Source organism: Acinetobacter sp. XH1741 (genome assembly GCF_041021895.1).
Lineage (GTDB): Bacteria > Pseudomonadota > Gammaproteobacteria > Pseudomonadales > Moraxellaceae > Acinetobacter.
Map to the genome: position 1 here is coordinate 2,958,844 of NZ_CP157428.1, position 15,560 is coordinate 2,974,403.

4 protein-coding genes are annotated in these 15,560 nt (G+C 42.1%); all 4 read right to left on the bottom strand.

Annotation, left to right across the window (positions count from 1 at the left end; all coding sequences use genetic code 11):
* Window positions 1–3: 3 nt before the first annotated feature.
* The 4 genes from ABLB96_RS14160 to ABLB96_RS14175 all read right to left on the bottom strand — a co-directional run bounded on the left by ABLB96_RS14160 (window position 4) and on the right by ABLB96_RS14175 (window position 15,557).
* A complete protein-coding gene (locus ABLB96_RS14160; RefSeq protein WP_348896838.1) occupies window positions 4–714 on the bottom strand; it encodes a pentapeptide repeat-containing protein in 711 nt (236 codons plus the stop codon).
* A gap of 484 nt (window positions 715–1,198) precedes the next feature.
* Window positions 1,199–1,666, bottom strand: a complete 468-nt coding sequence (locus ABLB96_RS14165) for a hypothetical protein (RefSeq protein WP_348896839.1) — start codon at window positions 1,664–1,666, stop codon at window positions 1,199–1,201.
* A 344-nt stretch (window positions 1,667–2,010) separates the two neighbouring features.
* Complete coding sequence (locus ABLB96_RS14170; protein WP_369029512.1) at window positions 2,011–5,535, bottom strand: beta strand repeat-containing protein; 3,525 nt, start codon at window positions 5,533–5,535, stop codon at window positions 2,011–2,013.
* On the bottom strand, window positions 5,487–15,557 hold the full coding sequence (locus tag ABLB96_RS14175) for a filamentous hemagglutinin N-terminal domain-containing protein (RefSeq protein ID WP_369029514.1): 10,071 nt from the start codon (window positions 15,555–15,557) through the stop codon (window positions 5,487–5,489). Before ABLB96_RS14175 ends, ABLB96_RS14170 begins: the two co-directional genes overlap by 49 nt.
* Between the last annotated feature and the right edge of the window lie 3 nt (window positions 15,558–15,560).

Below are 15,560 nucleotides of genomic sequence, written 5' to 3' on the forward strand. Positions count from 1 at the left end.
AAACTATTTTTCTCCCCTTGATATCCCCTTAAAATCACAATTAATAAACTTAACACCATCAGAACAAGAGAAATCCACATTTGTTATAAAGTCATTTACCCCATTATATTCCAAGCTAGAAAAAGAACAGTTATTAAATAGAGCATTTTTTAAATTAGCATTTAAAAATATTGCTCCTTCAAATCTTGAATCTATTATGTCTGCATTTTCAAAACTAGAATTTTGAAAACTAGATTTTGAAAAATCACAACCAATCATCTTAGTTTTTTTAAAGTTGCAATAGTTAAAGTTATTATAAGCCCCACTATTTCTTGGGTTTCCACCATTCCCAAAAGCTAAACAATCTTTAAAATAACAGTTTTCAAAATTTGAATTAGGAGCAAAGAATGGTATAAATTGTACTCTTTCAAAAAATGATCCCGTAAAATTAGTATTAATTGCTATAGCATGATGAAAGTGAGTTCTAAAAAAATTTGAATAGGATAAATTTGCATGAGCCAAATAATGTCCCATCCATACTTTTCCAAAGTTTAGACTACTTAAATCAATATAAGATAAATCTATTAACTCAGATTTATCTTCTTGCATTATTACTTTAGGTAATTTCAGATAAGTATCATTGTCTATTCCTAAATTTTCTTCCGTCTGCAAATTACATTTAATCAAATTTTTTAAAAAAATATAAGAATCTACTTGATCCCATTTATTTTCCATTTACTTCTACCAATCGAAGTCTAGATAATTTTACTATTTTACGTTAAAATTTACAAAATATTAAATACTTACATTAATTTTATAGTAATTTCTTCTCTGAAGAAATCTGAGAGTTCATAGATATCTTATACTGACCAGTTAACTCTTCTCTTAAAAGATCGAATAATTCACTTTCTAATAGTTTGAATTTCCTCTCATCCTGAATCGATTTAAAGACAAAATTAATAGATTCATCTAAACATAAAGTTTCATCATACATATCAGACCATAAGACAAGCTTATCTATTAGTATTTCTGATATTGGAAAATCTTTTGGATTTAAATTAGCTACTAAGCCAAATTCATCATATTCTCATAAGGGATAACATTGATAATCTGGCATCAACTTAATCAATTTTTTCACATATTTTTCTCTAATCACATAAAAGACCTATCTAGTATTGATAGGTCTTTATTTATTAAAATTTTATTATTTATTAAAATTCTAATAAATAACAAAATCATCATCATGTGTATCTAAATCAAGCAATCTTTTTGATTCCTTTAAATAGATATCTAATATCTCTTTTGAAATATAAACTTTTAGCCTTGAGTCATAATCATAAGAAAGCATAGCAATTGCTATAGCATTTAAAAATAAAAAAAGTTCTTTATCTGTTACTCCTTCACTTTTACTCAATATCTTTAAGCACAACATTACATTCTTATTTCTTAAATTCAAATAATCAGTTAAACAGTCAAAAAATGCATCTGCACTAGTACCACCAAAATAATATTTATTGCCGGAAAATATAGGATTATCATATGGATAATCCTTATAAACATGCTGACCAATATATTCAGTAATATCACCAATAAAATTCAACGATCTGTCAATTATAACTTCTATAATCGGTGTATTTATCTCTTGATATCCTGCACAAAAAAAAGTGAACAACTTTAGTTCACTCATTTTTATTTTCTCCAAGTATTTCTAATTCAATAAAAAGTCTATCAATATTGATAGGCTTTTTAAATATTGAATATTAAGATTCATAAATCTATTTTTTATTTTGCTCTTTCAACGTTACTCGTTTCTCCCACTCATCATGAGGTATATTATATTCATCTAATTCTTCTTCTTTCAAATCACTAACTGCCTTCATATACAAATTTACCCAACTGTCTTCTCTTGGAATATAACCAAATTCCGTACTAAATTTCCTACTATTAGTAAGTGTGATTTTAAAATGTGTCCATTTCTCTTTAAAAATGTCTAATAATCTTAAATCTTAAATCAAATTTACTATTTGGTCTTCAATGACTTAGTAGTCCACCTTGGCTGCCACTATGAGTATTAATTAAATCGTGACTTTGTGTATCAATACTTAGAACATTATTCGTTTGAATAAGCCCTTGATCATTATTTAAGGTACCAGAACGAATATTCGCGGTATCAGCACTGATTAGACCTTGTTTATTATTCAATTCTTGTAACTCGGTATCAATATCTAAAATTTGCCGAGCAATAATCTGTCCTTGATTATTATTTAGTCCTGAAGCATGAATATTAATATGCTGACCAGAAAGCAAAGACCCAGATTGATTATTTAGAACCTGATCCCCCATCTCCAGATTCAGGCTTCCCGCGACGCTACCAATTTGGCCTTGGGTATTATTTAAACCATGGCTTGTTAAAGTAATGTCCTGATTAGCTGTAATTGCCCCAGTCTGATTATTTAAAAGACCTGTAGTTTGTAATGTAGCCTGACCTTGAGCACTGATCTTCCCAGATAGTGAATTATCAATTGATGCCGCATCTATAATGAGGTCTTGACCTGCCTGTAATAATCCAGCTTGGTTGTTTAAAATTAAATTCCCCACCTGCAGAGTCAAATGCCCTTGTGTTCCAATTTGACCTTTCTGGTTATTGAGACCCTGGCTATTCACCTGAATCCCCTGATCTGCTGAAATCACACCTTGGGTATTGTTCACTTCTTGCTGGCTTTGTAGATCAATCTTCGCCTGCGACGTCATCTGGCCTGCCGTGCTGTCAAGTGACAAGGCCTTAACACTTAAATCTGTTTTTGACTGTAATAGTCCAGACTGGTTAACCACAGCCTGATTACCTGCATCAACAGATAACCCACCCTGAATACTGCCGATCTGGCCTTGACGGTTATTTAAGCCCTGACCCGTCAAGCGAATGTTCTGGTTGGCAACCAGGCTGCCAGCTTCGTTATCAATCAGGTCTGCACTGATGATATTCAATGCATCTTGGGCACTGATTTGTCCTTGCTGGCTGTTATTGACCGAACTTGCATTGAGTTGAACATTTGCACCGCCATAAATTTGTCCAGACTGGTTATTTAGTGCTTCACGAACTGTTAAATTTAGGTCCGCCTGCTCACCTGTCTGTATCACACCAGACTGGTTACTTAAGTTCTGGCTGCTTACCTCTAGTTGTTTGTTCGACAACAGCTTCCCGTGGTCATTCGTCACATCGTCCTGACTATTTAATGTCAGTCGATCCAGAGCACTAATTACGCCACTGTTATTTAAACCGTTCACATCAAGCGTCAGGGTTTTCCCTGACTGGATAGCACCTGAACCATTATTCAAGGATAAGCCACCCGTCTGAATCAGTAAATCACCTTGTTCTGTACCGATCTGACCGCCACCATTTTGTAAGCCCTGACTCTTTAACACCATCTGCTGGGTTGAAACCATTACGCCTTGGGCATTATTAATGCCTTGTACGGCATCAATGTTCAATACACCCTGTGCATTGATCTTGCCCTGATCATTATTTTTAACCGAACCCGCCTGAATAGCCGTGTTCCCGCCACTGTACACTTGCCCTGACTGGCTATTATCAAACAGGCCACTCAGCTTAAAGTTCAGATCTGCTCCACTTTGCAGTAAACCACCCTGATTGATAAGGTCCTGCCCAACAAACGTTAACGCGCTACCCGAAATAATCTGGCCCTTGTTGTTATTCAGCCACTCTGGCTGCATATCCAGCTTGGCCTGCGTTGCAATCAGACCTGACTGGTTATCAATCCCTTGCGCTTTTAAGGTCAAATCCTGACTAGACTGGAGCTTGCCTTGCTGGTTACTTAATACCCCTGTACCGGCATCAATAGTAACCGTACCTTCAACACTGCCTATCTGCCCTGCATTGTTCGTCAGACCCTGACTGCTTAGCTGTATCGCCTTGTTCGCAATGATCTGGCCTGAACTGTTATCTATGTCCTGACCAACTGTCGCCTCTATCGAACCTTGGGCATTGATCAAGCCCGACTGGGTCTTTAACTGGCCCGCCTGAACCTTGATGTCCTTACCTGACTGTAAAGCGCCTGACTGGTTGCTCAATACCCCTGTACCAGCATTTAGAACCAGCTGATCCTTGATACTCGCGATCTGCCCCTGATTGTTATTCAGCCCCGAACTCTTGATCTGTACCGCATTATTGGCAACGATCTGTCCTGCTGTGTTGTTCACCAGCTGTTGTGATTGAAGTTCAATCCCTTCTTCTGAACTGATTAATCCTGACTGGCTATTCACCTGCTCAGCAATAAGCTGCAGATTGCCTTGAGCCTGTAATACCCCAGACTGGTTATCTAAAATGCCTGAACCACTGTTGATGCTTAATACATCATGGAGACTTGCAATTTGACCATGGGTATTATTAAGTCCTTGGCTATTTAAGTTAACTTGCTGGTTTGCAGCAATCACACCTCTGTCATTATTAATATCTTTGCCCGTGCTGATTGTTAACCAGTCCTGACTGTTAATTTGTCCCTGTACACTGTTGTCCAGCTGATCTGCATTAAGCTGTAAGCTCTGGCCTGCAATGACCTTGCCGGTTTGATTACTCAATACCCCCTGGCCTGCATTCAGCACAATATTGCCTTGGGCACTGGTGATTTGGCCTGAATTATTATTGAGACCCTGGCTATTCACCTGAATCCCCTGATCTGCTGAAATCACACCTTGGGTATTATTCACTTCTTGCTGGCTTTGCAGATCAATCTTCGCCTGTGAAGTTATCTGGCCTGCCGTGCTGTCAAGTGACAAGGCCTTAACACTTAAATCTGTTTTTGACTGTAATAGTCCAGACTGGTTAACCACAGCCTGATTACCTGCATCAACAGATAACCCACCCTGAATACTGCCGATCTGGCCTTGACGGTTATTTAAGCCCTGACCCGTCAAGCGAATGTTCTGGTTGGCAACCAGGCTGCCAGCTTCGTTATCAATCAGGTCTGCACTGATGATATTCAATGCATCTTGGGCACTGATTTGTCCTTGCTGGCTGTTTGTTAAAGCATTGACTTGCAGATTCAAGGCTGCACCACTTTGAATACTGCCAGCATGGCTATTGTCTAAGGTACCATTGACTACAACATCCAAGTCCGAGCCTGCTCCAGACTGCATTACACCAGACTGGTTACTCAAGTTCTGACCTATAACTACAAGATGACCATTTGATGCAATTTGTCCAGACTGATTACTAATGTCCCCAGTACTTGTAATTGTGTTATTACTCAGCGCAACTATACTGCCCGAGTTATTATTTAAATCACCACTAGTGATATTTAGATCAGTTCCTGCCTGTAAAGAACCTGACTGGTTAAGGAGTTGCTTTTGACCGACGTCGATCTTCAATAAGCCATGAGCACTACCAATTTGACCCTGACTATTGTTCAGGCCTTGGCTATGCATTCCAACATCCTGATTAGCAACCATAATCCCTGATTTGTTATCAATCGCCTGTACAGCATCAATATTCAATACACCCTGTGCATTGATCTTGCCCTGATCATTATTTTTAACCAAACCCGCCTGTATCCGGTATTCCCACCACTGTACACTTGCCCTGACTGGCTATTATCAAACAGTCCACTCAGCTTAAAGTTCAGATCCGCTCCACTTTGCAGTAAACCACCCTGATTGATAAGGTCCTGCCCAACAAACGTTAAGGCGCTACCCGAAATAATCTGGCCCTTGCTGTTATTCAGCCACTGTGGCTGCATATCCAGTTTGGCTTGCGTTGCAATCAGGCCTGACTGGTTATCAATCCCTTGCGCTTTTAAGGTCAAATCCTGAGTAGACTGGAGCTTGCCTTGCTGGTTACTTAATACCCCTGTACCAGCATCAATAGTAACCGTACCTTCAACACTTCCTATCTGCCCTGCATTGTTCGTCAGACCCTGACTGCTTAGCTGTACCGCCTTGTTCGCAATGATCTGGCCTGAACTGTTATCTATGTCCTGACCAACTGTCGCCTCTATCGATCCCTGAGCATTGATCAAGCCCGACTGGGTCTTTAACTGGCCCGCCTGAACCTTGATGTCCTTACCTGACTGTAAAGCGCCTGACTGGTTGCTCAATACCCCTGTACCAGCATTTAGAACCAGCTGATCCTTGATACTCGCGATCTGCCCCTGATTGTTATTCAGCCCCGAACTCTTGATCTGTACCGCATTATTGGCAACGATCTGTCCTGCTGTATTGTTCACCAGCTGACGCGATTGAAGATCAATTCCATCTTCTGAACTGATTAATCCTGACTGGCTATTCACCTGCTCAGCAATAAGCTGCAGATTGCCTTGAGCCTGTAATACCCCAGACTGGTTATCTAAAATGCCTGAACCACTGTTGATGCTTAATACATCATGGAGACTTGCAATTTGACCATGGGTATTATTAAGTCCTTGGCTATTTAAGTTAACTTGCTGGTTTGCAGCAATCACACCTCTGTCATTATTAATATCTTTGCCCGTGCTGATTGTTAACCAGTCCTGACTGTTAATTTGTCCCTGTACACTGTTGTCCAGCTGATCTGCATTAAGCTGTAAGCTCTGGCCTGCAATGACCTTGCCGGTTTGATTACTCAATACCCCCTGGCCTGCATTCAGCACAATATTGCCTTGGGCACTGCTGATCTGACCCGAGTTGTTATTGAGACCCTGGCTATTCACCTGAATCCCCTGATCTGCAGAAATCACCCCTTGGGTATTATTCACTTCTTGCTGGCTTTGTAGATCAATCTTCGCCTGCGACGCCATCTGGCCTGCCGTGCTGTCGAGTGACAAGGCCTTAACACTTAAATCTGTTTTTGACTGTAATAATCCAGACTGGTTAACCACAGCCTGATTACCTGCATCAATAGATAAGCCACCCTGAATACTGCCGATCTGGCCTTGACGGTTATTTAAGCCCTGACCCGTCAAGCGAATGTTCTGGTTGGCAACCAGGCTGCCAGCCTCGTTATTAATCAAACCTGCACTGATGATATTCAATGCATCTTGGGCACTGATTTGTCCTTGCTGGCTGTTTGTTAAAGCATTGACTTGCAGATTCAAGGCTGCACCACTTTGAATGCTGCCAGCATGGCTATTATCCAAGGTACCATTGACCACAACATCCAAGTCCGAGCCTGCTCCAGACTGCATCACACCAGACTGGTTACTCAAGTTCTGGCTGCTCACATCAAGTTGCTTGTTCGATAACAGCTTCCCATGGTCATTACTCATATCGCCCTGACTATTTAATGTCAGTCGATCCAGAGCACTAATTACGCCACTGTTATTTAAACCGTTCACATCAAGCGTCAGGGTTTTCCCTGACTGGATAGCACCTGAACCATTATTCAAGGATAAGCCACCCGTCTGAATCAGTAAATCACCTTGTTCTGTACCGATCTGACCGCCACCATTTTGTAAGCCCTGACTCTTTAACACCATCTGTTGTGTTGAAGCCATTACGCCTTGGGCATTATTAATGCCTTGTACGGCATCAATGTTCAATACACCCTGTGCATTGATCTTGCCCTGATCATTATTTTTAACCGAACCCGCCTGAATAGCCGTGTTCCCGCCACTGTACACTTGCCCTGACTGGCTATTATCAAACAGGCCACTCAGCTTAAAGTTCAGATCTGCTCCACTTTGCAGTAAACCACCCTGATTGATAAGGTCCTGCCCAACAAACGTTAACGCGCTACCCGAAATAATCTGGCCCTTGTTGTTATTCAGCCACTCTGGCTGCATATCCAGCTTGGCCTGCGTTGCAATCAGACCTGACTGGTTATCAATCCCTTGCGCTTTTAAGGTCAAATCCTGACTAGACTGGAGCTTGCCTTGCTGGTTACTTAATACCCCTGTACCGGCATCAATAGTAACCGTACCTTCAACACTGCCTATCTGCCCTGCATTGTTCGTCAGACCCTGACTGCTTAGCTGTATCGCCTTGTTCGCAATGATCTGGCCTGAACTGTTATCTATGTCCTGACCAACTGTCGCCTCTATCGATCCCTGAGCATTGATCAAGCCCGACTGGGTCTTTAACTGGCCCGCCTGAACCTTGATATCCTTACCTGACTGTAAAGCGCCTGACTGGTTGCTCAATACCCCTGTACCAGCATTTAGAACCAGCTGATCCTTGATACTCGCGATCTGCCCCTGATTGTTATTCAGCCCCGAACTCTTGATCTGTACCGCATTATTGGCAACGATCTGTCCTGCTGTATTGTTCACCAGCTGACGCGATTGAAGATCAATTCCATCTTCTGAACTGATTAATCCTGACTGGCTATTCACCTGCTCAGCAATAAGCTGCAGATTGCCTTGAGCCTGTAATACCCCAGACTGGTTATCTAAAATGCCTGAACCACTGTTGATGCTTAATACATCATGGAGACTTGCAATTTGACCATGGGTATTATTAAGTCCTTGGCTATTTAAGTTAACTTGCTGGTTTGCAGCAATCACACCTCTGTCATTATTAATATCTTTGCCCGTGCTGATTGTTAACCAGTCCTGACTGTTAATTTGTCCCTGTACACTGTTGTCCAGCTGATCTGCATTAAGCTGTAAGCTCTGGCCTGCAATGACCTTGCCGGTTTGATTACTCAATACCCCCTGGCCTGCATTCAGCACAATATTGCCTTGGGCACTGCTGATCTGACCCGAGTTGTTATTGAGACCCTGGCTATTCACCTGAATCCCCTGATCTGCAGAAATCACCCCTTGGGTATTATTCACTTCTTGCTGGCTTTGTAGATCAATCTTCGCCTGCGACGCCATCTGGCCTGCCGTGCTGTCGAGTGACAAGGCCTTAACACTTAAATCTGTTTTTGACTGTAATAATCCAGACTGGTTAACCACAGCCTGATTACCTGCATCAATAGATAAGCCACCCTGAATACTGCCGATCTGGCCTTGACGGTTATTTAAGCCCTGACCCGTCAAGCGAATGTTCTGGTTGGCAACCAGGCTGCCAGCCTCGTTATTAATCAAACCTGCACTGATGATATTCAATGCATCTTGGGCACTGATTTGTCCTTGCTGGCTGTTTGTTAAAGCATTGACTTGCAGATTCAAGGCTGCACCACTTTGAATGCTGCCAGCATGGCTATTATCCAAGGTACCATTGACCACAACATCCAAGTCCGAGCCTGCTCCAGACTGCATCACACCAGACTGGTTACTCAAGTTCTGGCTGCTCACATCAAGTTGCTTGTTCGATAACAGCTTCCCATGGTCATTACTCATATCGCCCTGACTATTTAATGTCAGTCGATCCAGAGCACTAATTACGCCACTGTTATTTAAACCGTTCACATCAAGCGTCAGGGTTTTCCCTGACTGGATAGCACCTGAACCATTATTCAAGGATAAGCCACCCGTCTGAATCAGTAAATCACCTTGTTCTGTACCGATCTGACCGCCACCATTTTGTAAGCCCTGACTCTTTAACACCATCTGTTGTGTTGAAGCCATTACGCCTTGGGCATTATTAATGCCTTGTACGGCATCAATGTTCAATACACCCTGTGCATTGATCTTGCCCTGATCATTATTTTTAACCGAACCCGCCTGAATAGCCGTGTTCCCGCCACTGTACACTTGCCCTGACTGGCTATTATCAAACAGGCCACTCAGCTTAAAGTTCAGATCTGCTCCACTTTGCAGTAAACCACCCTGATTGATAAGGTCCTGCCCAACAAACGTTAACGCGCTACCCGAAATAATCTGGCCCTTGTTGTTATTCAGCCACTCTGGCTGCATATCCAGCTTGGCCTGCGTTGCAATCAGACCTGACTGGTTATCAATCCCTTGCGCTTTTAAGGTCAAATCCTGACTAGACTGGAGCTTGCCTTGCTGGTTACTTAATACCCCTGTACCGGCATCAATAGTAACCGTACCTTCAACACTGCCTATCTGCCCTGCATTGTTCGTCAGACCCTGACTGCTTAGCTGTATCGCCTTGTTCGCAATGATCTGGCCTGAACTGTTATCTATGTCCTGACCAACTGTCGCCTCTATCGATCCCTGAGCATTGATCAAGCCCGACTGGGTCTTTAACTGGCCCGCCTGAACCTTGATATCCTTACCTGACTGTAAAGCGCCTGACTGGTTGCTCAATACCCCTGTACCAGCATTTAGAACCAGCTGATCCTTGATACTCGCGATCTGCCCCTGATTGTTATTCAGCCCCGAACTCTTGATCTGTACCGCATTATTGGCAACGATCTGTCCTGCTGTGTTGTTCACCAGCTGTTGTGATTGAAGTTCAATCCCTTCTTCTGAACTGATTAATCCTGACTGGCTATTCACCTGCTCAGCAATAAGCTGCAGATTGCCTTGAGCCTGTAATACCCCAGACTGGTTATCTAAAATGCCTGAACCACTGTTGATGCTTAATACATCATGGAGACTTGCAATTTGACCATGGGTATTATTAAGTCCTTGGCTATTTAAGTTAACTTGCTGGTTTGCAGCAATCACACCTCTGTCATTATTAATATCTTTGCCCGTGCTGATTGTTAACCAGTCCTGACTGTTAATTTGTCCCTGTACACTGTTGTCCAGCTGATCTGCATTAAGCTGTAAGCTCTGGCCTGCAATGACCTTGCCGGTTTGATTACTCAATACCCCCTGGCCTGCATTCAGCACAATATTGCCTTGGGCACTGCTGATTTGGCCTGAATTATTATTGAGACCCTGGCTATTCACCTGAATCCCCTGATCTGCTGAAATCACACCTTGGGTATTGTTCACTTCTTGCTGGCTTTGTAGATCAATCTTCGCCTGCGACGTCATCTGGCCTGCCGTGCTGTCAAGTGACAAGGCCTTAACACTTAAATCTGTTTTTGACTGTAATAGTCCAGACTGGTTAACCACAGCCTGATTACCTGCATCAACAGATAACCCACCCTGAATACTGCCGATCTGGCCTTGACGGTTATTTAAGCCCTGACCCGTCAAGCGAATGTTCTGGTTGGCAACCAGGCTGCCAGCTTCGTTATCAATCAGGTCTGCACTGATGATATTCAATGCATCTTGGGCACTGATTTGTCCTTGCTGGCTGTTATTGACCGAACTTGCATTGAGTTGAACATTTGCACCGCCATAAATTTGTCCAGACTGGTTATTTAGTGCTTCACGAACTGTTAAATTTAGGTCCGCCTGCTCACCTGTCTGTATCACACCAGACTGGTTACTTAAGTTCTGGCTGCTTACCTCTAGTTGTTTGTTCGACAACAGCTTCCCGTGGTCATTCGTCACATCGTCCTGACTATTTAATGTCAGTCGATCCAGAGCACTAATTACGCCACTGTTATTTAAACCGTTCACATCAAGCGTCAGGGTTTTCCCTGACTGGATAGCACCTGAACCATTATTCAAGGATAAGCCACCCGTCTGAATCAGTAAATCACCTTGTTCTGTACCGATCTGACCGCCACCATTTTGTAAGCCCTGACTCTTTAACACCATCTGCTGGGTTGAAACCATTACGCCTTGGGCATTATTAATGCCTTGTACGGCATCAATGTTCAATACACCCTGTGCATTGATCTTGCCCTGATCATTATTTTTAACCGAACCCGCCTGAATAGCCGTGTTCCCGCCACTGTACACTTGCCCTGACTGGCTATTATCAAACAGGCCACTCAGCTTAAAGTTCAGATCTGCTCCACTTTGCAGTAAACCACCCTGATTGATAAGGTCCTGCCCAACAAACGTTAACGCGCTACCCGAAATAATCTGGCCCTTGTTGTTATTCAGCCACTCTGGCTGCATATCCAGTTTGGCTTGCGTTGCAATCAGGCCTGACTGGTTATCAATCCCTTGCGCTTTTAAGGTCAAATCCTGACTAGACTGGAGCTTGCCTTGCTGGTTACTTAATACCCCTGTACCGGCATCAATAGTAACCGTACCTTCAACACTGCCTATCTGCCCTGCATTGTTCGTCAGACCCTGACTGCTTAGCTGTATCGCCTTGTTCGCAATGATCTGGCCTGAACTGTTATCTATGTCCTGACCAACTGTCGCCTCTATCGAACCTTGGGCATTGATCAAGCCCGACTGGGTCTTTAACTGGCCCGCCTGAGCCTTGATGTCCTTACCTGACTGTAAAGCGCCTGACTGGTTGCTCAATACCCCTGTACCAGCATTCAGTATTAATTTGCCTTCTACTGAACCAATTTCACCTACATCATTATTAAGTCCTTGAGAAGAAATACCAACATCAGCATTTGCAATGATTTTTCCAGATTGGTTATTGATGAGCCCTAAGCTTGTTAAAGTCAAAGCATTCTGTGCAGATATTTTCCCAGCCATACTGTTATTGATAGAACCAGCATGAATATTATTGTTCAGACCTGCATAAATTTGACCTGATTGGCTGTTATCGAGTAAACCCGCCACATCAAGCTGTAGATTATGATCCGCTGCAGAACTTAACTGACCGCCCTGATTATTTAAGCTACCCGCAGTAATATAAAGTGCTGTTGGACTTTGAATAAATCCTAACTGGTTATTGATTTGATCTCTAATGGCTAATGTAAGCGGTTTTAATGTTCCGCGTTGGATCATTTGCGCTTTTTGGTGACTCAAGTTATACGCGATAATATTAATTTGATCTGCTGACGTAATAGCACCATCTAGTATAGCTTGCTCTGTAGCTAACAATAATTGTCCATTACTTAGAATCTTACCTTGGGCTCCCTGCAATTGATTACTATTGATATTCAATTGCTGATTTCCAGAGTGAATAATTTGGCCTGCTTCATTGTTTAGAATAGAAGTATTTAACTGCATTAAAGCTGCATTACTACTAATTTCACCTGATTTATTATTTAGACCATTTACAAAGTTCAGAGTAAATTCGTTATTTCCTGTATGCTGAATTTTCCCTTGGCTATTATCTAGTTGTTGAGCAGAAAGAATAATATCCTGACTATTTAACTGTCCCTGCTGATTATTGATCAGATTCTGGCTAGTCAGTTTGAGTTGGTCTTGAGCAACAACTGTCGCTGCCTGAGTTGAAATATCTGTACCAGCGTTCAATGCAATCGTTTTCGATTGTAATTGTCCCTGTGCTGCATCAATCGTCCCAGTCGCATTAACCTGGATATGCTGACCTGCGAATGTTTGGCCATGTAAACCAGCCCGATCCACATTGATCGTAAGATCCCCAGTATCACCAAGTTTGCCATCACGATCTAGGCCCGCGGCAATTAAACCATTCTGTGTATGTTCTAATGCTGAGCTTGTGATTTTTACATTTTCCCCAGCCGCCAAAGAACCGGAATTTTGAATATCTTTTCCTGTAATCGTTAAATCCTTATCCGCATAAATACCACCGGTGTTTTTAAGCTGATCATGGCGCAACTGAACAGTTGTTGCCTGTAATTGCCCTTGATCATTGTCAAATTGCTGAACAGTACTGTTTAAATTTTGCTTGGCAATTATAGCTCCTTGGCTATTATTGACAGTACCATGTTGCTGTTGAATTTGATTGCCAATGATTTGCCCAGATGTATTATTCAGCGCTTGGCTATTTAAATTTAAATCAGTTTTTGCCTGTATAAGCCCCTCTGTATTATCAATCGCTTGGTTGGCTTTGATATTTACAGATTGGTTTTCTGAATAAATCACACCAAACTGGTTGCTTAAATCGCCTGCACTTACCTGAACATTTTCACCACTAGCAACGTAGCCCTTACTATTATTTAACTCACCGCCTATAGCTAAATCGAGCTGTCCAATTGACTGGATTTTACCACTTTGGTTATTGGCATTCTGGCTTTGAATTTTCAGTATACTATTCGATGCCAACTGACCTTGCTGGTTACTAAAACTTGAAGTTTGAATCTCGGCACTTTTAACAGTGAACTCCCCTTGATCATTATTAAAGCTATTTCCTTTAATCGCAACCGTCCCAAGATTTAATTGACCACCTTGGTTATTTAGGCCATTTTCACTGTCTAAATCCACGCCTCCATTGGCAACCACTGCACCTTGATCATTATTAAAGATTCCCGTTGCATGGATAAAACCTGTATCGTAGGTTTTTGGTGTTGTAGTCGTTGGTGCAACAACCCCCAGACTTCCACCATCCTGTGCTGGATCAACAGGAACCGGCGGGACTGTTCCAGTATTACCAGAACTATTTCCTGCTGTACCACCACTTGTATTACTCTTAGCAACTCCAATTTTACCACCTAGGTTGGTGATTGAACCCGTCTTTAAATCAAGTCCTTGCAAACCTGTTTGTTCAATTGAGCCACTATTTTTAAGGTTTGCGGTATCAAGTGCAATTCGAGCAGCATTCAATGTGCCACTATTATTTAAACTATTTTGCTGATTAAGATGTAACTCATCAGCACTACTGATTAAACCAGAGTTATCTAGATTTTGACTCTCAACAGAAATTTGTGAAGTTGCGCTACTGACATTGCCAGTATTTTGAATATTTTGAGCTTTCAGCTCTACCTGATCTTTATTCGCGATCAAGTTACCATTATTGACCAGATCACCATTAGCATTCAGCGTAAGTGTGCTTTGTATACTATTTATCGTACCTGCGTTACGTACACCTAGCCCTTGCTCTGTTCCCACCAAAAAGATCTTTCCAGCATACATCCCACCCAATTGGCCTACATCTAAAGCAAAATTTGGCTGAGGTGTGGTTGTAGCTGCTGTCGTTGCCGTGATTTGAGGAGCTACTTGGTCTTTAATTTGAATATCATTTTGTCCAAGGACCGTATTGAGTTCATTGGCATATAGGCCTGCATTCACTTTTAAAGCACGCGCATAAATATCTGTATAAGGGGTTAAACTTCCATTTAAACCTTTACCTTCAATCGTGACCTGCCCTTCGCGGACGCGGAATGATTCAAGATAACCTTGATTCATCACCGCTTGACCCGTAGTTAAAGTAAAGCGATCTGCATTAATCACACCACAGCCATCACATATCAAACCAGATGGATTCGCAATAACAACTTGTGCTTGTTTTCCGGCAACTTCAATATAGCCTTTGAGTTGACTTGGATTATTACTATTCACTTCATTCAAAATAACTTTGGCTTCGCCTTTTGCAAGCCATGGGTTACCTTGCACCCAGCCTCCTAATTGAGTTTGGGTGTTATTTCGTGAGTTATTTAAAATAGCGCCTTCTTGTCCAACATCAAACTGAGTATAGGTATTACGTGAAACACCACCAGCGCTTGGTGTCTGAATATTGACCTGAGTCGTCCCATTTGCACTAGTTAAAATTGTCGGCTGCTGCGACGTAGGAGCACCTTTATCTGCAATAATTTGAGTATCTGCCACGCTGCTCATTGGTAAGCTAATCACCAATGCTCCCAAACAGCCAATCACAGCAAAGTTGAGTGGATTTAACTTCTTATAATGAATAGGTAGAACCGAGACTGTAGTCGAATCTGTTCCCCCTGCCCCCTGACTTTGCCCTGCTTGCTTGGTTTTGCTTTTTACAATCTCGGCAACCGCAATAAACATCCCACGAGCATGGCTAAAAATAATACGATAACAATTCTTATTCACTTT

Coding starts and splice junctions, on each gene's coding strand:
- ABLB96_RS14160 (WP_348896838.1), bottom strand. CDS start 714: ATGGAAAATAAATGGGATCAAGTAGATTCTTATATTTTTTTAAAAAAT.
- ABLB96_RS14165 (WP_348896839.1), bottom strand. CDS start 1,666: ATGAGTGAACTAAAGTTGTTCACTTTTTTTTGTGCAGGATATCAAGAG.